This is a genomic window from Micromonospora sediminimaris (genome assembly GCF_016863575.1).
GTDB lineage: Bacteria > Actinomycetota > Actinomycetes > Mycobacteriales > Micromonosporaceae > Micromonospora > Micromonospora sediminimaris.
This window is the reverse complement of the sequence record NZ_BOPD01000002.1, coordinates 248,145-271,878: the sequence shown is the minus strand read 5'-3', so window position 1 is coordinate 271,878 and position 23,734 is coordinate 248,145. Positions and strand designations below refer to the sequence as shown.

General features: G+C 70.3%; 24 protein-coding genes. 14 read left to right on the top strand and 10 right to left on the bottom strand.

All coding sequences use genetic code 11. The annotated features are described in order from the left end of the window. Positions 1 to 149 precede the first annotated feature (149 nt). On the top strand, positions 150 to 2,012 hold the full coding sequence (locus tag Vse01_RS01165) for a pectate lyase-like domain-containing protein (protein WP_093402264.1): 1,863 nt from the start codon (positions 150 to 152) through the stop codon (positions 2,010 to 2,012). A 46-nt stretch (positions 2,013 to 2,058) separates the two neighbouring features. Here Vse01_RS01165 and Vse01_RS01160 read toward each other — a convergent pair whose 3' ends face one another. From Vse01_RS01160 to Vse01_RS01140, 5 genes are all read right to left on the bottom strand, one after another. Then, on the bottom strand, positions 2,059 to 2,577 hold the full coding sequence (locus Vse01_RS01160) for a GNAT family N-acetyltransferase (protein WP_093402263.1): 519 nt from the start codon (positions 2,575 to 2,577) through the stop codon (positions 2,059 to 2,061). A gap of 83 nt (positions 2,578 to 2,660) precedes the next feature. Beyond that, positions 2,661 to 3,590, bottom strand: a complete 930-nt coding sequence (locus Vse01_RS01155) for an AMP-binding protein (protein ID WP_093402262.1) — start codon at positions 3,588 to 3,590, stop codon at positions 2,661 to 2,663. Further along, positions 3,587 to 4,051 carry a MaoC family dehydratase gene (locus tag Vse01_RS01150; protein ID WP_093402261.1) on the bottom strand — a complete coding sequence of 155 codons (465 nt, stop codon included), beginning with the start codon at positions 4,049 to 4,051 and terminating at the stop codon, positions 3,587 to 3,589. Before Vse01_RS01150 ends, Vse01_RS01155 begins: the two co-directional genes overlap by 4 nt. Continuing rightward, the gene (locus Vse01_RS01145) at positions 4,048 to 5,220 is read right to left on the bottom strand and encodes an acyl-CoA dehydrogenase family protein (protein ID WP_093402260.1); all 1,173 of its coding nucleotides are present in this window, start codon (positions 5,218 to 5,220) and stop codon (positions 4,048 to 4,050) included. Before Vse01_RS01145 ends, Vse01_RS01150 begins: the two co-directional genes overlap by 4 nt. A 24-nt stretch (positions 5,221 to 5,244) precedes the next feature. After that, positions 5,245 to 6,393 (bottom strand): acyl-CoA dehydrogenase family protein, encoded by a 1,149-nt coding sequence (locus Vse01_RS01140; RefSeq protein WP_093402259.1) that lies wholly within the window; start codon positions 6,391 to 6,393, stop codon positions 5,245 to 5,247. 88 nt (positions 6,394 to 6,481) lie between these two features. Here Vse01_RS01140 and Vse01_RS01135 point away from each other — a divergent pair, with 88 nt between their 5' ends. Genes Vse01_RS01135 through Vse01_RS01125 form a run of 3 tightly spaced genes read left to right on the top strand, consistent with a single transcriptional unit; the run spans position 6,482 to position 9,682 of the window. Next, positions 6,482 to 7,147 (top strand): TetR/AcrR family transcriptional regulator, encoded by a 666-nt coding sequence (locus tag Vse01_RS01135; RefSeq protein ID WP_093402258.1) that lies wholly within the window; start codon positions 6,482 to 6,484, stop codon positions 7,145 to 7,147. A 43-nt stretch (positions 7,148 to 7,190) separates the two neighbouring features. Next, positions 7,191 to 8,609, top strand: a complete 1,419-nt coding sequence (locus tag Vse01_RS01130) for an aldehyde dehydrogenase family protein (RefSeq protein WP_093402257.1) — start codon at positions 7,191 to 7,193, stop codon at positions 8,607 to 8,609. Next, a complete protein-coding gene (locus Vse01_RS01125; RefSeq protein WP_170863327.1) occupies positions 8,606 to 9,682 on the top strand; it encodes an alcohol dehydrogenase catalytic domain-containing protein in 1,077 nt (358 codons plus the stop codon). The genes Vse01_RS01130 and Vse01_RS01125 overlap by 4 nt, the downstream gene beginning before the upstream one ends. A 19-nt stretch (positions 9,683 to 9,701) precedes the next feature. Here the strand turns inward: Vse01_RS01125 and Vse01_RS29685 are convergent, their stop codons facing one another. After that, entirely contained in the window at positions 9,702 to 10,016 is a 315-nt protein-coding gene (locus Vse01_RS29685; RefSeq protein ID WP_093402255.1) for a hypothetical protein, read from the bottom strand. A 114-nt stretch (positions 10,017 to 10,130) separates the two neighbouring features. Between Vse01_RS29685 and Vse01_RS01120 the strand changes: the two genes are divergently transcribed. From Vse01_RS01120 to Vse01_RS01110, 3 genes are all read left to right on the top strand, one after another. After that, positions 10,131 to 11,282 (top strand): DNA cytosine methyltransferase, encoded by a 1,152-nt coding sequence (locus Vse01_RS01120; protein WP_232511084.1) that lies wholly within the window; start codon positions 10,131 to 10,133, stop codon positions 11,280 to 11,282. 26 nt (positions 11,283 to 11,308) lie between these two features. After that, positions 11,309 to 11,737: a very short patch repair endonuclease gene (locus Vse01_RS01115; RefSeq protein WP_093402253.1), complete on the top strand. Its 429-nt coding sequence runs from the start codon at positions 11,309 to 11,311 to the stop codon at positions 11,735 to 11,737. A gap of 242 nt (positions 11,738 to 11,979) precedes the next feature. Continuing rightward, positions 11,980 to 12,756: a GIY-YIG nuclease family protein gene (locus Vse01_RS01110; protein WP_093402252.1), complete on the top strand. Its 777-nt coding sequence runs from the start codon at positions 11,980 to 11,982 to the stop codon at positions 12,754 to 12,756. 415 nt (positions 12,757 to 13,171) lie between these two features. On the opposite strand, the gene Vse01_RS01105 is transcribed toward Vse01_RS01110, so the two are convergent. Next, on the bottom strand, positions 13,172 to 14,374 hold the full coding sequence (locus Vse01_RS01105) for a helix-turn-helix domain-containing protein (RefSeq protein WP_232511082.1): 1,203 nt from the start codon (positions 14,372 to 14,374) through the stop codon (positions 13,172 to 13,174). Continuing rightward, entirely contained in the window at positions 14,361 to 14,531 is a 171-nt protein-coding gene (locus Vse01_RS01100) for a hypothetical protein (protein WP_170863326.1), read from the bottom strand. The genes Vse01_RS01105 and Vse01_RS01100 overlap by 14 nt, the downstream gene beginning before the upstream one ends. Positions 14,532 to 14,681: 150 nt before the next feature. Between Vse01_RS01100 and Vse01_RS01095 the strand changes: the two genes are divergently transcribed. Next, a complete protein-coding gene (locus Vse01_RS01095; protein WP_093402468.1) occupies positions 14,682 to 15,425 on the top strand; it encodes a helix-turn-helix domain-containing protein in 744 nt (247 codons plus the stop codon). Between the two features lie 207 nt (positions 15,426 to 15,632). Here Vse01_RS01095 and Vse01_RS01090 read toward each other — a convergent pair whose 3' ends face one another. Together Vse01_RS01090 and Vse01_RS01085 are read right to left on the bottom strand one after the other, a co-directional pair. Then, positions 15,633 to 15,932, bottom strand: coding sequence for a hypothetical protein (locus tag Vse01_RS01090; protein ID WP_093402251.1), 300 nt, complete (start codon positions 15,930 to 15,932; stop codon positions 15,633 to 15,635). A 61-nt stretch (positions 15,933 to 15,993) separates the two neighbouring features. Next, on the bottom strand, positions 15,994 to 17,265 hold the full coding sequence (locus tag Vse01_RS01085) for an MFS transporter (RefSeq protein WP_373870608.1): 1,272 nt from the start codon (positions 17,263 to 17,265) through the stop codon (positions 15,994 to 15,996). Between the two features lie 143 nt (positions 17,266 to 17,408). Here Vse01_RS01085 and Vse01_RS01080 point away from each other — a divergent pair, with 143 nt between their 5' ends. The 6 genes from Vse01_RS01080 (at position 17,409) to Vse01_RS01055 (ending at position 23,721) form a co-directional block, all read left to right on the top strand. Then, positions 17,409 to 18,452, top strand: a complete 1,044-nt coding sequence (locus Vse01_RS01080) for an aromatic ring-hydroxylating dioxygenase subunit alpha (RefSeq protein WP_093402249.1) — start codon at positions 17,409 to 17,411, stop codon at positions 18,450 to 18,452. After that, positions 18,449 to 18,676: a hypothetical protein gene (locus Vse01_RS01075; protein WP_093402248.1), complete on the top strand. Its 228-nt coding sequence runs from the start codon at positions 18,449 to 18,451 to the stop codon at positions 18,674 to 18,676. Before Vse01_RS01080 ends, Vse01_RS01075 begins: the two co-directional genes overlap by 4 nt. Further along, positions 18,673 to 19,626 (top strand): PDR/VanB family oxidoreductase, encoded by a 954-nt coding sequence (locus Vse01_RS01070; RefSeq protein WP_093402247.1) that lies wholly within the window; start codon positions 18,673 to 18,675, stop codon positions 19,624 to 19,626. The genes Vse01_RS01075 and Vse01_RS01070 overlap by 4 nt, the downstream gene beginning before the upstream one ends. 30 nt (positions 19,627 to 19,656) lie before the next feature. Continuing rightward, the gene (locus Vse01_RS01065) at positions 19,657 to 20,430 is read left to right on the top strand and encodes an IclR family transcriptional regulator (RefSeq protein ID WP_170863325.1); all 774 of its coding nucleotides are present in this window, start codon (positions 19,657 to 19,659) and stop codon (positions 20,428 to 20,430) included. 100 nt (positions 20,431 to 20,530) lie between these two features. Continuing rightward, complete coding sequence (locus Vse01_RS01060) at positions 20,531 to 21,412, top strand: PaaX family transcriptional regulator (protein ID WP_170863324.1); 882 nt, start codon at positions 20,531 to 20,533, stop codon at positions 21,410 to 21,412. 158 nt (positions 21,413 to 21,570) lie between these two features. Further along, positions 21,571 to 23,721 (top strand): DUF6351 family protein, encoded by a 2,151-nt coding sequence (locus tag Vse01_RS01055; RefSeq protein ID WP_139233091.1) that lies wholly within the window; start codon positions 21,571 to 21,573, stop codon positions 23,719 to 23,721. Positions 23,722 to 23,734: the final 13 nt, after the last annotated feature.

The window sequence follows — 23,734 nt, the reverse complement described above, 5'->3', positions numbered from 1 at the left end:
TGGACTGTTCGCGCGGGCTGGGAGTCGCGGAACCTGGCGCACGGCGGCGTCACGGGGTAGAAACATCTCGGCGAGAGAGCGCTCTCACATACCTGGTCCACCGTGTCGTCGGGCCCGCCAGCAACCGGCCCGACGGGAAGGACGAACGCATGCCGACCCCACCACCGCACCGGCGACTCGGCCGGGCACTGGCCTTCGGGCTGGTGCTGACCACCGCCGCGGTCGCCACGAACACCCCGGTCAGCGCGGGCCCGCCCCGACCGACCGGCCCCACCTTCGGGCCCAACGTCACCATCTTCGACCCGAGCATGCCGGTCAGCCAGATCCAGGCGACCCTCGACGCGGCCCACGCCGCGCAGGTCGACAACGAGATGGGCACCACCCGGCACGCCTACCTGTTCCGGCCGGGCCACTACGGCACGGCCGACCAGCCGCTCCAGATCAAGGTGGGCTACTACACCGAGATCTCCGGCCTCGGCGCCTCCCCCACCGACGTGGTCATCAACGGCAAGGTCGAGGCGTACAACCGCTGTCTCACCGAGGGTGGCACCGCCAACTGCATCGCGCTCGTCAACTTCTGGCGCACGCTGAGCAACCTGTCGCTGCGCATCAACGCCACCGGCCAGGACGACTGCCGCGCCACGGCCAACTTCTGGGCGGTGTCCCAGGCCGTGTCGATGCGCCGGCTCGACATCAGCGGCGGCGGACTGTCGCTCATGGACTACTGCACCAACGGGCCGCAGTACGCAAGCGGCGGCTTCATCGCCGACTCCCGGCTGCCGGCCACCACAAACGGCTCCCAGCAGCAGTGGCTCACCCGCAACAGCGAGGTCGAGAGCTGGTCCAACGCCGTGTGGAACCAGGTGTTCGCCGGGGTCGTCGGCGCTCCCGACGACGCCGGGTTCCCCGACCCGCCGTACACGACGCTCGACACGACCCCGTTGAGCCGGGAGAAGCCGTACCTCTTCGTCGACGCCAGGGGCAAGTACCAGGTCCGGGTGCCGGCCGTGCGCCGCGACACGCGCGGCATCACCTGGGGTACCCGGATGACGCCGGGACGGACCATCCCGATCAGCGACTTCTTCGTCGCCCGGCCGTCCGACCCGGTGCACGTCATCAACCGGGAACTCGCCCGGGGCCGGCACCTGCTGCTGACCCCCGGGGTGTACGACGTGGCCCGCAGCATCGAGGTCCGCCGGCCCGACACGATCGTGCTCGGCATCGGGCACGCCACCCTGACCGCGGTCGACGGCGCGGTGCCGCTCAACGTCGCCGGGGTGCCCGGCGTGGTCGTCGCCGGGGTCACCATCGACGCGGGCCTGAAGGAATCACCGGTGCTGCTGCGGGTCGGCCGCAAGCACGGCCGCAACCACAGCACCCCGCGTAACCCGATCACACTGTCCGACGTGTACTTCCGGGTCGGCGGCCCACACATCGGCAGGACGGACACCGCGCTGGAGGTCAACAGCGACCACGTCCTGATCGACCACACCTGGGTGTGGCGGGGCGACCACGGTGTCGAGGGCTTCACCGAGGGCGTCAACGGCGACACCGACCGCTGGCGTACCAACACCGGTCGCTACGGCGTCGTCGTCAACGGCGACCACGTCACCGCCACCGGCCTCTTCGTCGAGCACTTCCAGCGGTACAACACCGTGTGGAACGGTGAGCACGGCACCACGATCCTCTACCAGAACGAGCTGCCCTACGACCCGCCCACCCAGGCGGACTGGCACAACGGCAAGGTCAACGGGTGGGCCGGCTACAAGGTCGGCGACCGCGTCCGCCACCACACGCTGCACGGTGGCGGGGTGTACGTGTTCAACCAGAACAACCCGTCGATCCGTACCGAGAACGGCTTCGAGGTGCCGGTGCGACCCGGCATCCGGCTGCGCCACATCATGACGGTGAATCTCAGCGCCGGCACCATCGACCACGTGGTCAACGGCGTCGGCGAGGCGGCCGACATGGACCGGGTCGGCGCTCCGGTCTACCTGGAGCAGTACCCGTAGCGCCGCAGGCGGGGGCCGGCGGCTCGCCGGCCCCCGCCGACGCGGTTCAGTCCACCACCGGGCTGCGGCGCTCCAGCAGGACGACATCGCGCCAGCGGCCGTGGTGGCGGCCCACCCGTTCGCGGGTGCCGACCACCCGGAACCCGGCCCGCCGGTGCAGCGCCAGGCTGGCGGTGTTCTCGGGGAAGACGCCGGACTGGATCGTCCAGATGCCCGCCGCGTCGGTCGACTCGATAAGCGCGTCGAGCAGCAGCCGGGCCACGCCCCGGCCCTGGGCGGCCGGGTCGACGTAGACGGAGTGCTCCACCACCCCGGCGTAGACCGCCCGGGCAGAGGTCGGCGACACAGCGATCCAGCCGATGAGGGTCCCGTCTGCGTCGACCGCTACCAGCCGGTGCGCCGGCAACCGGCCGGCGTCGAAGTCGGCCCAGGACGGCGCGACGGTCTCGAAGCTGGCGTTCCCGCCGTCCAACCCGGCCTGGTAGATCGCCAGTACCCGGTCGGCGTCGTCCGCCGTCATCGGGCGCAGCCGCACCTCGGCCGCCGCCGGCTCATTTCCGATCATTGGCGAATCGTAGGCGAGGGCGTCGGACGGCCCGCACGGCGATCGGAACCACGCCGGGTCGGGGTCCGGCGACCGCCGCCGCGCTAGCTCGCCGGCCCGTACCGGTACCGCTCACCGTGGCAGCCGAGTCGACGCGAGCGCAGCCGCCGGGCCGGGCGCGACCTGCCGCCGGGCGGGTCCGGCACGGGCGAGTCGCGCTCCCCCTCGGCCACGTGGACAACCGTGTCGAAGGTGCTGGTGAAGCGCTGCCGCAGGGACGGTGGCAGCGGTGCCCGGCTCACGCAGTGACGCAGCCGGGGCAGTACCCGGCGGCCCCGGGCCGCGTCGAGCAGGGCCGCGTACATCGCCGACGTGCCGTGGAAGACGGTGACCTCCTCGCGCAGCATGAGGTCCAGCGCCGCCGGGCCGGTGAAGCGGCTCAGCAGCACCAGGGTCGCCCCCGCCCGGAAGGTGCCGGTCAGGGCGACGGCCCGGCCGAACCGGCCGCCCAGCGGCAGGCAGCCGAGCACCACGTCGGTGCCGTCCGGGTCGGCGGCCGGGTCGACGTCCGGGTCCGCGAACGTGGCGGTACCGCCGGGTGGGGTATCACATAGATCTTCCAACCGGGGTACGCCGGACAGGCCCCGGGCCGGGCCGACGGTGAGCAGCGGTACGCCGGCCCGCGCACTGAGCCGCCGCCCGGCCGCCAGTTGCGAGGTGTGGCAGACCAGCAGCCTCGCCTCCCGGGCCAAGTGGTCGGCATGCGGACCGACCGGAACGCCGACCGGTAGGACGACCGCACCGGCGGCGAGAGCGCCGTAGTAGACCCGGGGGAAATCCACCACGTTCGGCGCGAGCAGGGCCACCGCGTCGCCGTCGCGGACCCCGGCGGCGCGCAGCCCGGCGCCGTAGCAGCGGGCCTCCAACCACAATTCGGCGTACGTGACGCGGGCCCGGCCGTCGACGACGGCGACGGTGTCGGCGTGCCGGTCGGCGGAACCGGCCAGCACGGTCGCCGGGGAGAGCGCGGTCATCGGGGCGGGTCCACGTACAACCGGCTCACCGTCTCGGCCACGCAGACCGGCTTGCCGCCACCGTCACCGTCCACGGTCGCGGTGGCCACCAGCTGCGCCCCGCCGTCGAACGGGCTGACCTCGTCGATGGTGGCGACGACCCGCACCGAGCTGCCGACGCGTACCGGGGCGGGGAAGCGGACCCGGTTGAGGCCGTAGTTGACCCCCATCCGCACCCCGTCCACCCGGTAGAGGCGGCCGACCAACGCGGGCAGCAGGGCGAGCGTCAGGTAGCCGTGGGCGATGGTGCCGCCGTACGGCCCGGCCGCCGCCCGTTCCTGGTCGAGGTGGATCCACTGGTGGTCGTCGGTGGCGTCGGCGAACAGGTTCACCCGGCGTTGGTCGATGGGGAACCACGGGCCCGGCCCGAGTCGCTCGCCGATCGCGCCGGCCAACTCGTCGATGCTGGCGAAGCGCCTCATCCCAGATGCCCTCCGAGCTTCGTGTACCCGCGCAGCAGGTCGCGGGAGATGATCAGTCGCTGCATCTCGTCGGTGCCCTCGAAGATCCGGTACAGCCGCACCTGCCGGTACCAGCGTTCGATCGGCAGCTCGCGGGTGTAGCCCATCCCGCCGTGGATCTGCATGACCCGGTCGACCACCCGGTTGACCATGCCGGCGCCGTAGAGCTTCGCCATCGAGGAGGCGTGCCTCGGGTCCAGACCGGCGTCGACCGTCCAGGCGGCCCGCAGGATCAGCCACCGGGCCGCCTCCAGCTCGGTCTCCGAGTCGGCGATCATCCACTGGATGGCCTGGTTGGTGCCGATCCTGGCCCCGAAGGTCTCCCGGGTGTTGGCGTGATCGATGGCCATCCGCAGCGCGCGTTCGGCGATGCCGACGGCGTGCGAGGGGATCGTGTAGCGGCCCTTGCCGATCCACTGCATCGCCAGGGTGAAGCCCTGCCCGACCTCGCCGAGGATGTTGCGGTTCGGCACCCGTACGTCGTCGAAGAACAGCGAGGCGGGCCCGCCCTCGCCCATGGTGGGGATGAACTCCGACCGCCAGCCCATCGCCCGGTCCACCAGGAACGCGGTCGCTCCGCCGTCGCGGGCCCCGCGCTCCGGGTCGGTGACCGCGATGACGATGGCGAAGTCGGCCTCGTTGCCGCCGGTGATGAAGGTCTTCTCGCCGTTGAGGATCCAGTCGTCACCGTCGCGCCGGGCCCGGAACCGGATGTTGGCGGCGTCGGAGCCGGCGCCCGGCTCGGTGATGGCGAAGCAGGAGTTCCGCTCCCCCTCGATGGTGGGCAGCAGGAACTCCTGCCGCTGCTCCTCCGTGGCGTGGAAGAGGATGTTGTCCGCCTCGCCGCCGAAACGGAACGGCACGAAGCTGCGGCCGATCTCCGTCCAGATCAGCGACTGGACGACGGCGGGCAGGTCCATGCCGCCGTACTCCGCCGGCGTGGCCAACCCCCAGAAGCCGAACTTGCGGGCCTTGAGCTGCAACTCCCTCAGCTCGGAGCGTTCCAGGCCGGGCTGGTGGGCCCGCTCGCGACGCAGCAGCTCCTGCTCCAAGGGCATGACCTCGCGGGTGATGAAGTCGCGGGCGGTGTCGCGGATGGCCCGTTCCTCGTCGGACAGCCCGAAGTCCATGTGCTCACGGTTCCTCTCGCGGGTTCAGAAGGCGTTGACGCCGGTGAGCGCCCGCCCGATGAGTAACTGCTGGATCTGGCTGGTGCCCTCGTAGAGGGTGGCGACGCGGGCGTCGCGCAGGTACTTGCCGACCGGGTACTCGTCGATGTAGCCGTACCCGCCGAAGACCTGGATGGCGTCGTTCGCCGCGCGGACGGCGGCCTCGCTGGCGAACAGCTTCGCCATCGACGCCTCGGTGGCGAACGGCTCGCCCCGGTCGATCAGGTCGGCGACCCGCCAGACCAGCAGCCGCGCGGCGGCGGTGTCGACCGCGATGCCGGCGAGCAGTTGCTGTACGAGCTGGTGTCCGGCGATCGGCTTGCCGAACTGCGTACGTGTTCCGGCGTAGCCGACGGCGGCGTCCAGGCAGCCCTGGGCGATGCCGACGCAGCCGGCGGCGACCGACATCCTGCCCTTGGCGAGGGTGGCCAGCGCCAGCTTGAAGCCGGCACCGCGCTCGCCGAGGCGGGCGGTGTCGGGCACCCGGACGGCGTCGAGGACGAGTTCGGCGGTGGCCTGCCCGCGCAGGCCCAGCTTTCCCTTGATCTCCGACCGGGTGAGGCCGGGGCTGTCGGTCGGCACCAGGAACGCGGTGATCCCCCGGTGGCCCGGGCCGCCGGTACGGGCGAAGAGCAGCGCCACGTCGGCGGTGGTGCCGTTGGTGATGAACGTCTTGCGGCCGGTCAGCAGCCAGTCGTCGCCGTCGCGGACCGCGCGGGTGGTAAGCGCCGCCGCGTCCGAGCCGCTGTCCGGCTCGGTGAGGGCGAAGCAGCCGAGCGCGGTGCCGGAGCAGAGCGCGGGCAGCCACCGTTCCCGCTGCTCCGGGGTGCCGTGGGTGGCGATCGACTTGGCGACCAGGCCGAGCGAGACCGACACGATGCCCCGGACGGCGGAGTCGCCCCGGCCGAGTTCCTCAAGCACCAGGCAGTACGCGAGGTGGTCGCCGCCGGATCCGCCGTACTCCTCGGCGATGGTGAGGCCAAGGAAGCCGACCTCGCCGAGCTTGCCGACGATGCCGGGGTCGACCGCCTCGCGCCGGTCCCAGGCCGTCGCGTGCGGCACCACCTCGCGGTTGACGAAGTCGGCGGCGAGCGCGCGGACCGCGACCTGCTCGGCCGAGAGGTGAAGGTCCATGGCAGTAAACTAGCGGTGCAAGTTTTATGCTGTCCAGACCCCGGTGTGGCAAAGTTCCCCGCGAGCCACCCACCCGAAGGAGGACGCCATGCCCCGGCCGCGACAGGCCCTGCTCAGCCGGGAGCGGATCGTCGAGGCCGCCGCCGCGTTGATCGACGCCGACGGGCTCGACGCGTTCTCCACCCGCCGGCTCGCCGCCGCGCTCGGCGTACGCGGGCCCTCGCTGTACAACCACTTCGGCACCAAGGACGAGATCCTCGACGCGGTCGCGGACAGCATCACCGGCCAGGTCGACGTGTCGTTCTTCGCCGAGGTGGACTGGCGGGAGGCGCTGCGCCGCTGGGGCCACTCCTACCGGGCCGCCCTCGCCGCCCATCCGAACATCGTGCCGCACCTGGCGCGCGGCCCCGGCCGACGTCCGGCGGCGCTGACCATGGCCGACGCTGTCTACGGCGGGTTGGTCGCGGCTGGTTGGCCACCCGCCCGGGCGACACACATCGGCGCGCTGATGCGCTACTTCGTGATGGGTTCCGCGCTCAGTTCCTTCGCCCAGGGCTTCGTGAAGGATCCGGGGCTCTACGCCGAGCAGTACCCGCACCTGAGTCAGGCCCACCGCCTCGCCGAGCACCAGCAACAGGTCGACGAGGGCGCCTTCGCGCTGGGCCTGGAGGCGCTCATCGACGGGCTGTCACACACGTACGAACGCGTCGTCGGCCCGCTGCCACCCCTCCCGCCGGGCGGCCCGGCGTACTAGAGTCCAAACTTGCACCGCTAGTTTTAGTCGAGGTGAGGAGCCCATGGAATCCGTACGGACCGACTTCTACCTCGACGGACGCTGGGTGCGTGCGGCCGGCGGACAGCCGCTGGAGGTGCACAACCCGACGACCGAGGAGGTCATCGGCACCGTCCCGGCCGGCACGGCCGAGGACGTCGACCGGGCGGTGGCCGCCGCCCGGGCCGCCTTCGAGGGCTGGGCGGCGACCGACCCCGCCGACCGGGCCGCCCACCTCGACCGGCTGCATGCCGCCCTGACCGCCCGCGCCGACGACATCGCGCACACCGTCGCCGGTGAACTCGGCACCCCGCTGAAGGTCGCCACCCGGGTCCAGGCCGGGCTGCCGCTCACCGTGCTGCGCAGCTTCGTCGACCTGGCCGCCCACCCGCCCGCGCCGCAGACCGTGGGCAACTCCCTGGTGGTACGCGAACCCGTCGGTGTGGTCGGGGCGATCACCCCGTGGAACTATCCGCTGCACCAGGTCGTCGCCAAGCTCGCGCCCGCCCTGGCCGCCGGTTGCACGCTGGTGCTGAAGCCGAGCGAACTGACCCCGTTGACCGCGTACCTGCTCTTCGACGCCATCGACGAGGCCGGCCTGCCGCCCGGCGTGGTCAACCTGGTCACCGGCACCGGGCCGGTGGTCGGCGAGGCGCTCGCCGGCCATCCCGGCGTGGACCTGGTCTCCTTCACCGGCTCCACCGCCACCGGCCGGCGGATCACGCACCTGGCCGCCGACCGGATCGCCCGGGTGTCGCTGGAGCTGGGCGGCAAGTCGGCGAATGTGATCCTCGACGACGCCGACCTGGCCAGCGCGGTCAAGGTGGGCGTCGGCAACGCCTTCCTCAACTCGGGGCAGACCTGCACCGCCTGGACCAGGATGCTGGTGCACCGGGACCGCTACGACGAGGCCCTCGACCTGGCCGCCAAGGCCACCGACGGCTACCAGCTCGGCGACCCGCTCGACCCGGCCACCCGACTCGGCCCGCTGGTCTCCGCCGCCCAGCGGGACCGGGTACGCGACCACATCACCCGGGGCCTGGCCGACGGCGGCCGGCTGGTGGCCGGCGGCCCCGACGCCCCGGTCCCGCAGCGGGGCTGGTTCGTCGCCCCGACCGTCATCGCCGACGTCGACCCCGACAGCGCCCTCGCGCAGGAGGAGGTCTTCGGGCCGGTCCTCGCGGTCATCCCGGTCGACGACGACGACCACGCGGTGCGGGTCGCCAACAACTCCCGCTACGGGCTGGCCGGCGCGGTCTGGTCCGGCGACGAGGAGCGGGCGCTTCGGGTGGCCCGCCGGCTGCGCACCGGCGCCGTCGACATCAACGGCGCACCATTCAACCCGCTCGCCCCGTTCGGCGGTTACAAGCAGTCCGGCGTCGGCCGCGAGCTGGGCGTGCACGGGCTTGAGGAGTTCTGCGAAGTGAAGGCGATCCAACGGTGAGGGGCCTGGTGGTCCGGGGCGTCGGCACGCCGCCCCGGGTGGAACCTGTCGAGCTGCCCGCCACCGGCCGCGGGCAGGTACGGGTGGCGGTCCGGGCGGCCGGCGTCTGCCACTCCGACCTGTCCATGGTCGACGGCACCATCGCCGCGCCGTACCCGCTGCTGCTCGGCCACGAGGCCGCGGGCGTGGTGGTCGAGGTCGGCGACGACGTCGACCGGATCGCGGTCGGCGACCACGTGGTGCTCGACTGGGCTCCCCCGTGCCGATCCTGCTGGTACTGCGGGCACGGCGAGCCGTGGCTCTGCGAACGCTCCGGCACCCCGGCCGCCACCGTCGGGCACACCATCGACGGCGAGCCGCTGCACGTCACCCTGGGCCTCGGGGCGCTCGCCGAGCAGGTGGTGGTGCCGCAACAGGCCGTGGTCTCCGTACCGCCGGACCTGCCCTTTGCCACCGCCGCGCTGCTCGGCTGTGCGGTGCTCACCGGCGTCGGCGCGATCCGCCGTACCGCCGACGTCCGTCCCGGCGACTCGGTCGCCGTCATCGGCCTCGGCGGCGTCGGCCTCTCGGCTGTCGCCGCCGCCCGCGCCGCAGGCGCCGCCCGCGTCATCGCCGTCGACGTCGCACCCGCCAAGGCCGAGCTGGCCCACGCCGCCGGTGCCACCGACTTCCTGCTCGCCGACGACACCCTCAGCCGCGCGGTACGGTCGCTCACCGACGGCCGGGGCGTCGACCACGCGGTCGAGTGCGTCGGCCGGGCCGCCACCATCCGCGCCGCCTGGCGGGCGACCCGGCGCGGCGGGCAGGTCATCGTGGTCGGCATGGGCGGCAAGGACGACATGGTCGCCCTCAGCGCCCTGGAGATCTTCCACTCCGCCCGCACCCTGCGTTCCTCGGTGTACGGCTCCTCCGACCCGGACCGCGACGTGCCCGAGCTGGCCCGCGCGGTACTCGACGGCACCCTCGACCTCGACTTCCTGGTCACCGACCGGATCACCCTCGACGACGCACCGGAGGCGCTGGCCCGGATGGCCCGGGGCGAAGGCGCCCGCACCGTGGTCCTGTTCGACTGACCCGTTTGGTGTGAACTCTTTAGACGCCGGCCTGATCGGGCGTCGTCCGAGGCCATCCGGCCCGGTCTGGTTCGGCAGGCACGGCTGTGGTCCTTCGCTGCGGTACTTCCGGCGGCTGTCGGGTCCAGCCGATGAAGCGGCGGTGCAGTGCGCCGGCCGGCGCCCAGGGCATGTCCTCGGCGGCCTGCACGAGATAGCCACCGAGGTAGAGGGCCAGTGACACCGGAGCGCCCGCATACTCCGCGCGCAGTTCGCGCCGCCGGGTCGGACACGGCCAAGGCAGGTCGCAACCGCCGCAGCTCCAGATCGGCAGGACCGGGCCGTGGGTGGTCACCGCACATCAGCCGTCAGCACTTGCACAGTCACCGCCAGTCGAACTGATGATCGAAGGATCACAGATGAGTGTCATGCTTGGGGACCAGCACTAGGCCCCCTATAAGCTGCAGCGGTGGTGGGCGAGGGGGGAAACATGGAGAGCGCGCCCATCCGGGCTGCGGAGTTCTTTGCCGGGATTGGTCTCGTCCGAACCGCCCTCGAGCGCGTGAAGGGCGCTCAGGTGCAGGTGGTGTGGGCAAACGACATCAAACAGGCCAAGTTCGATGCCTACGCCGCCAACTTCCCGGACGCCGAAGATCACTTTCTAGTTCGGGACATCCGCAAGGTTCAGTCGCAGGACCTACCAGCGGGGATTGAGCTCGCGACGAGTAGCTTCCCATGCATCGATCTCTCGTTGGCTGGGAACAGGCGCGGCTTGGTTGGCAATCAGTCGGGGATGTTCTGGGAGTTCGCCAAGATCGTGGAGGGCATGTCGCCTCGACCGTCTGTGGTCCTACTTGAGAACGTCCACGGTTTCGCCACCAGCCACAAGGGCGAGGATCTTGCGGCTGCACTGGCTCGCCTGTCGAAGCTCAACTACTCCTTGGACGTGCTGGCAATCGACGCTCGGCATTTCGTGCCGCAGTCTCGACCGCGGATGTTCATCGTCGGCATACAAAAGGACAAGTTGCCGAGCCAAGCGCGCCATGACGTCCCACTAGTCACCGACACGCGTCCTCCTTGGGTGCAAGCCATCCACGAAAAGCACCGCCAGACGCTGGATATGCATCACATCGAGCTGCCAGCCTTGCCGACGGGCCCGCAGGACCTAGAGGGCTTCGTGGAGGCAGATGTCACTGCAAACTTGTGGTGGGGCCAGGACCGCGTAGACGCCTTCGTCCGCTCTCTCAGTGACATTCAAAAGGCCCGTTTCGACGCCCTTCTCGCGGCAGATGCGATCAGCTATCGAACTGCCTACCGGCGCACTAGGCAGGGTGTCTCGGTGTGGGAGCTTCGCAAAGACGGCATCGCTGGTTGCCTCAGGACCACCGGAGGCGGATCAAGCAAGCAAGCGTTGGTCCGGCTAGGCAGAGGTAGCAAGGCGATTCGATGGATGACACCACGCGAGTACGCCAACCTTATGGGTGCCCATGACTACAAACTCCTTGCTGGCACACCGAACCAGCAACTCTTCGGGTTCGGCGACGCCGTTGTGGTTGACGTCATCGAGTGGCTCGGCAACAACTATCTCCTGCCGGTCCTACGTCCGACTAGCGCGGAGTAGCTTCAGGTGGCGCAAGAGACATCGAGATGACGATACCTCCCACGCCGCCACCGTCATCAGCCTCGCGCTCTATGAAGTCGAACAAAAGCGCTAACACAAAGCCTGAACTGGCCCTAAGGCGACAGCTCTTTCATCGAGGGCTACGGTATCGAGTAGGTCATCGAATCTCCCTGCCAGAACGCACGGTTCGGCCAGATATCGTATTCACGCGTCGTAAAGTGGCAATCTTCGTAGACGGCTGTTTCTGGCACGGGTGCCCGCTGCATTGCCGGATGCCGTCCGACCCCAGCGGCTACTGGCACTATAAAATCGATCGCAACCGAAGGCGCGACGCGGAAGTGAATGAATTGCTCCGCGCCGCAGGCTGGACTGTCTACCGTGTTTGGGAACACGAGTCAGCGACAGACGCGGCGGAGAAAATCCATTCTTCGCTGGTCAGGGCAGTGAGCACCTAGCGCGCCACGTAGCAGTCTGATCCTGCAATCCCGCTGGCCGTTGCTGGCGTGGCAGCGAGGATGCCCGAGCCGCAAAGCCGGGTCGGATAGTTGACACTCGCCTGAAGCCGCCGTCTAGCATGGACTTCTGCCAGGGAAGTGGCTCCGTTGGCTTCCATGCCGTCCCCGCCCTTCCTGATGCGGAAGGTTAGCCCTTAGACTCCTCTACCGGTTCATGAGCCAACGAGAAGCTGAGGTGTGCAGTGGCCAGTCGTGGCGTTGCGTCGTACAACGATCCTGATCACGAGCCGCCATTGAAAGCCTCTCTGCCGACCAAATTTGTCCAAGGATTCCGGCTGCTACTCAAGGACGCAATGAGGTCCGTTGATGCCGCGAGCGGAAAGCGGTTGGGTAGCTGTATCGGTGTGTATGGCTTCTACGACTACGATGCCGAGCCTATCTACGTTGGGCAGACGTGGGAGAACTTCGGGACACGCATAGGCAGGCACATGACAGGCCAACGAAGCGATACGCTTGCGTATCGAATCCTCGACCCCTTCGAGGTTGCAGAAATTGAGTTCTGGCCAGCCGAGCACCTGCGCGCCGACGCCGACAAGCGAGCGAAGCTCGACGCGATCGAGTACTCGGTGTATCGCCAAGCGATTGATGAATCCAAGTATCATGCAATCTTGAACGAGAAGATTCCGCCAGTCTCGGAACTCGTACATCTGCCACAATCTTATCGTTTCAACTTGATTCCCGACGACTTGCGGGAAGATCGCGAGCACCCAGATGTTCGTATCGCCCGTCGCGCCGAAACATTGGCCAGGGTTTCAGCCGTCGCTCACGAGCGTGGCGAGGTCTCGCCTGGGCTGCGACGCGTCATTGTGATCCAAGCAGTTCGCCTCGCCGACCTGGCAGCTGCGCGCCTGGCTTTCGCCGAAGGCCGAGCACGACCCTCTCCTGGTGCAATCGATGTACATGCGTTGGTCGGCAACGTCCTGCAGGAGTCGAGCGATGACGACACTTCGGACGAGTAGCCTGCCTGCGACCTCGCGTTTCTGATTTCGATGACATCGACACCGTCCTCGCTACTGGCCGACCGACACCACCCAGAAACGGAGCGTCGCTACCTTCGACGCCTCCGTGACATTCGTTAGCCGCCAACTTAGCCGTGGCCACGGTCCAAGCGACTCGACCGGCCCAGTCCCGAGTCATTCTGTAGAGGCATCTCCCGATTGCCTTCCGCCGGTACGATTGGTACCTCAACGATGCACTTCGCGCGCCGTGCGCAGGACATTGCGGGCGGCGATCGCCACCGGGCAACCCGGGTGCCGCACGCTCGGCAGCGGCAGCGGCCGCGGGCCGGGTTCGATGCTGTCGGAGGATCGTTCGGGCGTTGAGGATCAGTCGGTTGCGGATCTGGGCCGGCGACAGGAATGGTGCCGTCACTGGTCAGCCCACCCCAAGGGAGACGGCGAGCTGCGTGACCGTGGTCGGGGCGCGCGGGTCACGGGCGATCTCGGCGAGTACGTCCCGGGCGGCGGGTCGGTCTCGGACCTCGGCCGGTGCGGTGCGCTCAGCTTCAACAAGCACCCGCGCGGCATGTGTCGCATCGTCGGCGTGGAGGTAGGCACGGGCGACGTCAAGCAGGTGCGCAGCGCGATGTTCGGGGGGTAGCCACCGCCACCCGGGTCGCCTGGTGGCCTTCTCGTGCCAGCCGATTGCAGCACGGACGTCACCGGACTCGACGGCTGCGGCGGTACGCGCCAGGGCGACGGCGGTGGGTCCGAACCCGGTGTGGTGATGGTCGTGCCCGTCGCCGACCCGCTCGGCCATGCCGGCGGCCTCGTCGATCAGCTCAGTGGCGGTCGACTCGTTCCCGTGCTGTGCGGCGGCCAGGGCCGCCTGGCTGAGCAGGGTTCCACACAGGGACAGCTCCGCCGGTGTACCGCTGTCGATCTCCGGCGGGGCGATCCGGTACGCGCCGGCGAGCATCAACGACTTCGCCTCCCGCGTACGACCCGACATCCGCAGCACCTGGCCGAGCTGGACGGCGGCGGCTGCCACCAGCTCCCGGTCACCGGTGGCAGCGAGCATCGCCCGATCGGTGGCCAGCCAGGCCAGCTCGGCGTCGCCGAGCTTGATCAGCAGGGCGGCCGTGATCCGGTACGCCTCCACCAGCGGGGTTCGACCTGTGGCCGGGGCTTGGGCGTAGGTGCGCTGTGCATTGGTGAGCAGGTCCGGTGCTATGTCGATCACCTGCTGGTAGCGGGCGTACTGGAACGTCGTCCACGCGTGCCCCACCTCCCGCAGCATCCGGTCCACCGGCATCACCGGCCGCAGGCCCGCCGGCATGCCCAACGGAATCTCGTACCGGGACAGCGCAACCCTGATCCGATCGACACCCTCGGCGCGATGTGTCACCTCGGCCGGCTCGGTGTTCCCGCCGACCAACACGGCGGCATCGATACGCAGCACGCGGGCGATCTGCTGGAGAGTAGACAGTCTGTCCAACGATCGGGCTCCGCGCTCAACCTTGTCGACCCAGCTCTTCGACTTGCCGAGCCGGTCGGCGAACATCTGCTGCGACAGCTTCCGCCGCCCCCGCCAGTACGCCACCCGCCGTCCGACCGGCAACAGCTCAACGCTGTCCACGACGCCACCGCCGGTCCGGTCTCGCCCGGGTGATCTCCTCCGCCGGGATCCGCTCCGCCTCAGCCTCGGCGAGAAGCCGCCGCTTCGCCGCTTCCCGCTCGGCTGCTTGGATCTGCTCGCCCCGGCTCACCCCTGGCTCGTCGCCGTCACCCTGCATCCCCACCTCCGTCGGCCGAAGCGCGGCGGCAAGTCGGCCGTCGCAGGTCTACAGTGACGTCCGGATGTCACCGACCGCGACGACACAAAGCCCGACAAGTAGGCCACATTGGTGGCGACAAAAAGGCGACACAGCGCTATCGTGTCGGTCATGGACGCCCCCAATACCGCTCTGCGAGCTATCCGCATCGGGATGCGGATGAGCCAGGACGACTTCGCCCGCGCGCTCCAGGCGGCCGGCCATCGCGTCGGTGAGCCCAACGACGCCAACAAGAGGCTCGTCCAGCGATGGGAGTCCGGGGCGATCGCCGCACCCCGCCCCGTCTACGCCCGCGCGCTGGAAGTCGTCACCGGCCTGCCCATCTCGCTGCTGGGCTTCGCCTCGGTACCCGGAAGGCAGGTCGCCGATGACCAGCACGGCGGTCACGACCTGACATCTCCCATGTCCAGCCTGGCCACGCCGACGCCAAGGCCGACCACGGTTCACCAGTCATACGAGGGAATCTGGCTCAGCCGCTACCAGTACTACTCAAGCGGCCGGGGAGACTCCTTCGCCGGGCAGCACTTCGTCGTGGTGCTTCAGCACGGTGACCGGCTGACCGCACGTAGCCTGCCCGGCTCGGCAGCCTCGTCTCTCTCCATGGACCTGACCGTGGACGGCTCCGTCGTCACCGGCACCTGGGTGGAGCAGACCGACCCGGCTGGCTACTACCGGGGTGCCCGCTACCACGGTGCGATCCAACTCCTGGCTGAGCCCACGGGTCGACGGATGGCCGGCAAGTGGGTCGGGTTCGGCAAGGACATGGATGTCAACACCGGCCCGTGGGAACTTATCTTCCGCGACCCCTCGACATCCAAGGCAACACTCGACCGATACAACACGACGGCGACGTAGCGCGCCGCTATCCGACCGACGACGCCGAGCCGCGGCCGACCTCGGCGTGGCGCTTGGCTAAGCCTGAGTGCAACTTCCCTGTTGTTGTCGTCTCGGTTCGCTTCGAGGCGACAACTTCCCCGTTGTTGTCCTATCCGCAGGGCCACTGACTACGGCCGGCGCTTGTACCGGTTGCCGTGTCGGGCGGTGAGTTGGTTGGGCCTGGATTCAGCCGGGCCACCCGTCAAGGTACTCGGCGAAGGAAACGTCGCCCTGCTCATCGCCGCCGATCTCCCGGAACTGGTCCAGGTCGTCGTAGCCAGGAGTATCGGGCAGCAGCACCCGCAGTGAGTGCGTGGCGTGGTCGGCCAGGAACTTCCACAACGCCCGGGTCAACTCCGGCTGGCCGGAGTTGGCGGTGTAACCGTCCTGGAAATAGCCGATCCGCTGGTCGCCCAGCCGGTACGCGGTGCCCAGTGCCACACACGTGGCGCACTGTGGACAGGCCAACCAGCCGGTGAGCGACACCCGAGAACCCCTCAATCACATCGTCATGCCACGCAGGCCCAGGATGGCCATGCCGGCGCGGTCAGGTGGTCGCGGCGCGTTCAGCGGCGTCGATGTTGGCGTCGGTGACCACGAACATGCCGAGCAGCAGGGTGAGCGTCAGCACTCCCATGATGGCGAAGACCGCGCGGAGGCCGAAGACCTCGGCCAGCAGACCGCCGACCAGCGCGCCGGCTGGCATGCTTCCCCAGGCCAGCATTCGGTAGCCGCTGTTGACCCGGCCGAGCAGCCGGTCCGGGGTGATGCGTTGGCGAAGCGAGATGGTGATGACGTTCCAGGTGGCGAGCAGGATCCCGCCGACGAAGAAGACCGCGCCGATCACGAAGGGGTTGGTGCTCAGCGCCGGTACGCCGACGACGGCTGCCATCGCCAGCACGGAGAGCGCGAGGGTGCGGGACCGCCCGAGCCGTTGTTCGATCTTGGCGGTGGCGACCGAGCCGAGCACGATGCCGGCGGCGATGGTGGTGAGCAGGAGCCCGTACCCGGGTTCGGTGAGGCCGATGGCCGAGTCCGGGCCGACCGCGTAGAGCACCAGCACGGCGAAGATGCCGCTGGTGATGAAGTTGCTGGTCCCGACCATGGTGGCCAGGGTGCGCAGCAGCCGGTGCCGCCACAGGAAACGTAGCCCTTCGGCGATGTCGGCGCGCATCGTGGTCGGGGTGTCGCGTTCGATCCGGAACCGGCCGGCGACCAGGAGCAGTGCGGCGACGGCCAGCGCCCACAGCACCGCCGGCCCGGCGAGTGCCAGGGCCACCCCGGCGGCGATCAGGAAGCCGGCGAGTGGCGGGCCGATGAACTGGTTGGCGGCCAGTTCAACTGCGGCGAGCCGACCGTTGGCCCGGGGCAGCTGGTCGCGGGTGACCACCTGCGGCAAGATCGACTGGGCGGAGGTGTCGTAGAGCGTCTCGGCCATGCCGAGGCCGAGCGCCACCAGGTAGAGCAGCCAGATCGACCCGGAGTCGAGGGCCGCCGCCAGCGCCAGTGCGCCGATGAGCGCTGCGCGCAGGGTGTTGGCGGCGAGCATCACCCGGCGTCTGTCCAGCCGGTCGGCGAGGGCGCCGGCCGGCAGCGCGAACAGCAGCCAGGGCAGGCTGTACGCGGCGGCGACCCCGGCCACCAGCACCGGTGAGCGGGTGTAGCCGACGGCGACCAACGGCAGCGCGATCTTGACGATCCCGTCGGCGAGGTTTGACACCGCCGACGCGGACCAGAGCCGCCAGAACCGGCCCCCCAGCCCGCCCTCTTCCGGGTGGGGTGATGCATCCGTACGCACTGGTTCCTCGACCCCCGTCACGCCGCCGATCATCGCAGCGTCGCGGCGACCGGCGAAAGGCCGCGCGGCCTTTCACTGAGTGAAATAGACGCTGCCGATCAGCGGTCGGGTCACGGGATCATCCGGCTGCACCCCGCTCCCGTCCCGAGAGAGGTTGGGCCACCATGGCGTTCGCCCGCAACCAGTGGTACGTGACGGCCTACAGCAACGAGGTCGGGCGGGATCTGCTCGCCCGCACCGTGCTCGGTGAGCCGCTGGTCCTCTACCGCACCGAATCCGGGGAGGCCGTGGCGCTCGCCGACAGGTGCGTGCACCGCCGCTACCCGCTCTCCGAGAGCCGCCTCGACGGCGACACCATCGTCTGCGGCTACCACGGCTTCACCTACGACCAGACCGGCACCTGCGTCTTCGTACCCGGTCAGCAACGGATCCCGCGTACCGCGCGGGTCGCCGCGTACCCGGTGGTGGAGCAGGATTCGCTGATCTGGGTGTGGATCGGCGACCGGGACCGCGCGGACCCGACCACCATTCCCCGCGCCCCCTGGCTGGACGACCCCCGGTACGCGGTCGTCCGCGGGATGGAGCCGCTGAACGCGCGGTACAGCCTGCTGGTCGACAACCTGATGGATCTGTCGCACGAGACCTACCTGCACGGCGGCTACATCGGCACCCCCGAGGTGGCGAACACGCCGATCACCACCGAGGTCGACGAGGAACGCGGCATCGTCTACGTCAGCCGGCACATGGACGACGCCGAGTGCCCACCGTTCTACGCGAAGTCGACAGGTATCCAGGGCCGGATCACCCGCTGGCAGGACATCGAGTTCCACCCGCCGTGCCTGTACCTGCTGCACAGCCGGATCGCGCCGCAGGGCCTCTACCCGCCGGCCGAGGGCGAGGACAGCGACGCCTTCCACGCCGAGATCGTGTACGCCATCACCCCGTCGACGGAGAACACCACCTACGACTTCTGGGCGGTCGCCCGGGACTTCGCCATCGACGACGAGTCGGTGAGCGAGTACCTGCACCAGAGCAACCGCACGGTGGTCATGCAGGACGTGACGGCGCTGAACATCCTGGAGCAGGTGATCGCCTCCGAGCCGGACAAGTACCAGGAACTCAGCATCAACATCGACACCGGCGGGCTCGCCGCTCGCCGTCTGATCGCCCGGATGGTCGAGGCGGGGACGGTGGGGGCGCCCCGATGACCGGGCCGGCCCACATGCTCACCGGCGACCGGATCTACCGGATCCATTGGATGCCGGGTACGGACACGCTGCGCGGGATCTGCCACTGCGGTGCCGAGCGGGTCGCCGAGGAACCGGTCGAGCTGTGGGAGTGGCTGCTCGCCCACCCGTACGGTCATCAGCCGCCGGAGGCGGTCGCACCGACCCCGCACGCCGCACCGACCCGGTCGGCGGTGCCGGCATGACCGACGACGGCCTGGCCGGCGCGGAGCTGGTGGTGACCGACCGGGACCCGGCGGCGGAGGGTGTCGCCGTGCTGAGCCTGTGCCGCCCCGACGGCGGTGACCTGCCCGCCTGGACCCCGGGTGCCCACCTCGACCTGGAACTCGGGCCGGGGCTGGTGCGCCAGTACTCGCTCTGCGGCGACCCGGCCGACCGCGCCACCATGCGGGTCGCGGTCCAGCTGGAGGCAGAGGGGCGCGGCGGCTCGCGGCACGTGCACAAACGTCTCACCCCGGGCGCGACCGTCCGGGTGCGCGGGCCGAGGAACAACTTCCCGCTGGTGGCGGCGCCGCGCTACCTCTTCGTCGCCGGTGGCATCGGCATCACCCCGATCAGGCCGATGGTCGCCGCCGCCGACGCCGCCGGAGCCGACTGGCGGCTGGTGTACGGCGGACGCAGCCGCGCCACGATGGCCTTCGCCGACGCACTGCGGGAGAAGTACGGCGATCGGGTGGGCCTGTATCCGCAGGACGAGACCGGCCTGCTCGACCTGGACGAGCTGCTGGGACGGCCGGTCGACGGGCTGGTCTACTGCTGTGGGCCGGAGGCGCTGATCGCGGCGGTGGAGCAGCGCTGCCGAGCCTGGCCCCCCGGGGCCCTGCACGTCGAGCGCTTCACCCCGCTGGCCCCGACCGAGGCCGTGGACGCCGCCGTCGAGGTGGAACTAGCCCTCAGCGGCCGGACGCTCACCGTGCCGCCGGGCACGTCGATCCTGGAGGCGGTGGAGGCGGCCGGCGTGCAGGTGCTCTCCTCGTGCCGGGAAGGTACCTGCGGCACCTGCGAGACAGGCGTGCTGGACGGTGTGCCGGAGCATCGGGACAGCCTGCTCACCGAGGCGGAACGGGCCGCCGGCGACACCATGATGATCTGCGTGTCCCGGTCGGTCACGCCCAGGCTGACGCTGGAGCTGTGACCGGCGGGCCGGGGTCGGCATGATGGCGGGGTGGACGCGCAGCCCGGACGGTCGGTCACCAGCAAGGTGCTGGCCCTGCTCGACGCGTTCACCCCGGCGAGTCCGGCGCTGACCCTCAGCGAGCTGGCCCGGCGGGCCGAGCTGCCGTTGCCCACCGCGTCCCGCCGGGTCGCCGAGCTGGTCGCCTGGGGTGCGCTGGAGCGCGGTGACGACGGGCGGTACCGGATCGGGTTGCGGCTGTGGGAGGTGGGTTCACTCGCCCCACGGGGGCTCGGGCTGCGTGAACTGGCGCTGCCGACAATGGAGGACCTGTACGAGGTGACCCACGAGAACGTCCAGCTCGCCGTCCGGCAGGACGTCGAACTGGTCTTCATCGAACGGATCGCCGGGCGGCACGCGGTGCCGGTGCTCACCCGGGTCGGTGGTCGCTTCGCGTTGCACGCCACCGGCGTCGGGCTGGTGCTGCTCGCGTACGCGCCGGCCGAGGTGCAGGAACAGGTGCTGGCCGCGCCGTTGGAGCGGTACACCCCGCTGACCATCACCGACCCCGGGCGGCTGCGGCGCGGGCTGGCCGAGGTGCGCCGCACCGGGTACGCGGTGAGCGACCGGCAGGTGACCATGGACGCCCTCTCGGTGGCCGCCCCGATCTGCGGACCGGAGGGCGCGGTGGTCGCCGCGATCTCACTCGTGGTCGCGCAGCACCGGGCGGACCCGGTGGCGCTGGCGCCGCTGGTCCAGGCGGCGGGCCGGACCATCTCCCGATCGCTCGGCACGCCGTACGGATTACCGCGTTCAGCCGGGTGAGGCCGATACCGCGCCGTCACCTGGCGCAGTAACGTGACCGGGTGTTGATGCGCTCTGGTCAGCCCCGCAGCGGCGAAATCGCCACCGGGGCGTCGTCGTGGTGAGCGACGTTCTGGGCGAGTTGTCGCCGCCGGGTTCGCCGTCGGAGCGGGCGGCGGTCGGGCGGGCCCGCGCCCAGCGTCTGCTGGTGACCCTGCTCGGCGATCACTGGCACGCCGGTCGTGCTCCACTGCCGTCCGGGGGTCTGGTGGCGGTCCTCGCGGAGTTCGGCATCGCGCCCGCCAACGCCCGCGCCACGCTCGCCCGGCTGACCCAGCGGGGCATGCTGTACCGGACCAAGCAGGGCCGACGGACCAGCTACCGGTTGACCGAGCCGGCCTGGCACATCCTTCAGCGGGGTGCCCAGCGCATCTTCGCCAGCACCGACGAGAGCACCTGGGACGGCAGTTGGACGCTCATCGCGTTCACGGTGCCGCTGGAGGACGCGAACCAGCGGCGGCTGATCCGGGCCCGGTTGCGCTGGTTGACGTTCTGGCCGCTGTACGACGCCACCTGGGTCACCCCGCACGACCGGCTCCACGAGGCACGCGAGCAACTCAGCGAACTCGGCGTCACCGACGCGGTGCTCCTGCGCTCCACGGACCTTGAGCTGCTGCCGGACGGCAGGGCGCGGCTGGAGGCCGCCTGGCGGATCGACGAGGTGGCCGCCGGGTACCGGGACTTCCTGCGCCGCTACCGCGACCTGGCCGGTCGGGCCGAGGCCGGTGGGGTGCCGGCGGCGGAGGCGCTCGTCGCGCGTACCGAGTTGGTGAGCGACTGGCGGGCGCTTGTCGGCACCGACCCTGACCTGCCGGTCGAGTTCCTACCCCCGTCGTTTCCACGCGCCGAGGCACGGGCGATGTTCCTGGGCATCTCCGAGGCACTGGCACCGCTGGCCCAGAAGCGCTTCGAGGACCTCGTCCAACGGCTCGAACCGGTCTGACCGCACCGTACATCCGTGCCGAACCCGACCCAGGGCCACCTCACGGCATCGATGTATTGCACTTCCATTGACTGCCGATCAGTTTTCGCATTACGTTCTCCCCGTGCCTTCGACCCCGGAGGCCCAGCCGCCCGTCCTCGGCTGAAAGGGGTCCCGCCATGCCCATCCACCGATCTCGGAGGAGCACCCGGCACCGACCCCTCCGGGTGGCGTTGACCGCGCTCGTCGCCACCGCACTGGTCAGCAGCTCCGCACCGGCCGGCGCCGCGCCCCTGACCGGCAAGGGCGGCGACAGGGGCTTCGACGTAACTGTCGTCTCCGGCCGCGCGGACATGGTCAGCGGCGGCGACGCCCTGGTACGGGTCACCGTGCCGCGTACCGTCGCGCCCCACCGAGTGAAGGTCCGCCTCGACGGCCGCGACGTGACCGGCCGCTTCCGCCCGGCGGGCGACAAGCGGACCCTGCTCGGCCTGGTGGACCGGCTGAAGCTGGGCCGCAACCGGATCGAGGTCCGCACGCACGGACCGGGCTGGGGACGTCCCGGCGCCGCCCTGACGGTTGTCAACCATCCGGCCGCCGGCCCGGTCTTCTCCGGGCCGCACATCCCGCTGTTATGCACCGCCTCGGGCAGTCCGTGGCACCTCGGCCCGGTCGACGCGGACTGCCACGTCGCCGAGGCTCAGGTCAGCTACCGGTACCGCAGCACCGCCGGGAGCTTCGCCGACCTGCCCGACGGTCCGCTGCCGGCGGACGTGGCCAGCACCACCACCACAACCGGCCGGACCGTCCCGTACGTGGTGCGGATCGAACGCGGCACCATCAACCGGGCGGTGTACGAGATCGCCATGCTGCACCAGCCCGGCACCCCGGCCCCGAGCCCCTGGGCGACCACGCGTGGCTGGAACGAGCGGCTGGTCTACACCTTCGGCGGCGCCTGCGGCATCGGCCACACCCAGGCCACCAGCACCGGCGGCGTCCTCGACCACACGCTGCTGAGCCGCGGCTACGCGGTCGCCAGCGCGACCTTCAACGTGTACGCGCACAACTGCAACGACGTCACGTCAGCCGAGACGGCCATGATGGTCAAGGAACACTTCGTCGAGACGCTCGGCGTACCGGCCTTCACCATGGGTTGGGGTGGATCGGCCGGCACCATGCAGCAGTTGCTGATCTCGAACGCCTACCCCGGCATCCTGGACGGCGTCATCGGCAGCATCGGCTATCCGGACGAGCGCTCCACGACCATCTCCGGCCACGAGTGCCGGTTCGTCTCCCAGGCGGCCACCGCCGCCGGGCTGTCGGCGGCCCAGCAGCACGCCGTCAGTGGCTTCGGTAGCCCGAACACCTGCTTCGGCTACCAGTTCTTCGACAGTGTGGACTGGCCGACCGCCTGCCCCGCCCACATCCCCGCCGACCGGCGCTACCACCCGGAGACCAACCCGGAGGGCATCCGCTGCGCCATGGCGGATTTCGTCTCGAACGTCTACGGCGTCGACCCGAGGACCGGTGCCGGCCGGCCGATCATCCCGGACACCGTCGGCGTGCAGTACGGCCTGGCGACGCTCCGGGCGGGCGTGATCAGCCCGGAGCAGTTCGTCCGGCTCAACGAGGGCATCGGCGGCCTGGACGTGGAGGGCAACCGCACGCCGCAGCGCACCTCGGCGAACGTCGCGGCGATCAGCAGGGCGTACGCGACCGGCCGGGTCAACCAGTTCGACGGCGGGCTGCGCTGGACCCCGGTCATCGAGACGCGCGGCTACACCGACCCGACAGGCGACTTCCACGACCGGTTCCGCTCCTGGACCATGCGGGAGCGGCTGGTGCGGGCCAACGGCAACGCCGACAACCACGTCAGCGTCACCGGCCCGCCGGGCGCGGCCAGCGCGGCGATCCAGGAGCAGGCGCTGGCCGACATGGACGCCTGGCTGACCGCGCGCGGCAGGCTCGCGGCGGCCCGTCCGCACCTCGACGCCGTCGCGCTCACCCGGCTGTCCCGGCCGCGTGGCCTGGCCGACGGCTGTGTCACGCCCGAGGGTGAGCGGATCGTGGAGCGGCTGACCCTCGACCCGAACGCCCGGTGCAACCAGCTCTACCCGTACCACCGCAATCCCCGGGTGGTGGCGGGCGGGCCGACCACCTCGGCGGTGCTCAAGTGCCAGCTTCAGCCGCTGCGCAAGTCGGGGTACGGGGTGCGCTTCACCGCCGAGCAGTGGCAGCGGCTGCGCGCGGTCTTTCCCGACGGTGTCTGTGACTGGTCGAAACCGGGCGTCGGGCAGCGCCCGCTCGTCGGCACCTGGATCCGCTTCTGAGGCTCAGCGCGTA

What these genes read in the sequence shown, in the direction of transcription:
- Vse01_RS01165 (WP_093402264.1), top strand. Translation starts at nt 150, where the DNA reads ATGCCGACCCCACCACCGCACCGGCGACTCGGCCGGGCACTGGCCTTC.
- Vse01_RS01160 (WP_093402263.1), bottom strand. Translation starts at nt 2,577, where the DNA reads ATGATCGGAAATGAGCCGGCGGCGGCCGAGGTGCGGCTGCGCCCGATG.
- Vse01_RS01155 (WP_093402262.1), bottom strand. Translation starts at nt 3,590, where the DNA reads ATGACCGCGCTCTCCCCGGCGACCGTGCTGGCCGGTTCCGCCGACCGG.
- Vse01_RS01150 (WP_093402261.1), bottom strand. Translation starts at nt 4,051, where the DNA reads ATGAGGCGCTTCGCCAGCATCGACGAGTTGGCCGGCGCGATCGGCGAG.
- Vse01_RS01145 (WP_093402260.1), bottom strand. Translation starts at nt 5,220, where the DNA reads ATGGACTTCGGGCTGTCCGACGAGGAACGGGCCATCCGCGACACCGCC.
- Vse01_RS01140 (WP_093402259.1), bottom strand. Translation starts at nt 6,393, where the DNA reads ATGGACCTTCACCTCTCGGCCGAGCAGGTCGCGGTCCGCGCGCTCGCC.
- Vse01_RS01135 (WP_093402258.1), top strand. Translation starts at nt 6,482, where the DNA reads ATGCCCCGGCCGCGACAGGCCCTGCTCAGCCGGGAGCGGATCGTCGAG.
- Vse01_RS01130 (WP_093402257.1), top strand. Translation starts at nt 7,191, where the DNA reads ATGGAATCCGTACGGACCGACTTCTACCTCGACGGACGCTGGGTGCGT.
- Vse01_RS01115 (WP_093402253.1), top strand. Translation starts at nt 11,309, where the DNA reads ATGACGATACCTCCCACGCCGCCACCGTCATCAGCCTCGCGCTCTATG.
- Vse01_RS01100 (WP_170863326.1), bottom strand. Translation starts at nt 14,531, where the DNA reads ATGCAGGGTGACGGCGACGAGCCAGGGGTGAGCCGGGGCGAGCAGATC.
- Vse01_RS01095 (WP_093402468.1), top strand. Translation starts at nt 14,682, where the DNA reads ATGGACGCCCCCAATACCGCTCTGCGAGCTATCCGCATCGGGATGCGG.
- Vse01_RS01080 (WP_093402249.1), top strand. Translation starts at nt 17,409, where the DNA reads ATGGCGTTCGCCCGCAACCAGTGGTACGTGACGGCCTACAGCAACGAG.
- Vse01_RS01075 (WP_093402248.1), top strand. Translation starts at nt 18,449, where the DNA reads ATGACCGGGCCGGCCCACATGCTCACCGGCGACCGGATCTACCGGATC.
- Vse01_RS01070 (WP_093402247.1), top strand. Translation starts at nt 18,673, where the DNA reads ATGACCGACGACGGCCTGGCCGGCGCGGAGCTGGTGGTGACCGACCGG.
- Vse01_RS01055 (WP_139233091.1), top strand. Translation starts at nt 21,571, where the DNA reads ATGCCCATCCACCGATCTCGGAGGAGCACCCGGCACCGACCCCTCCGG.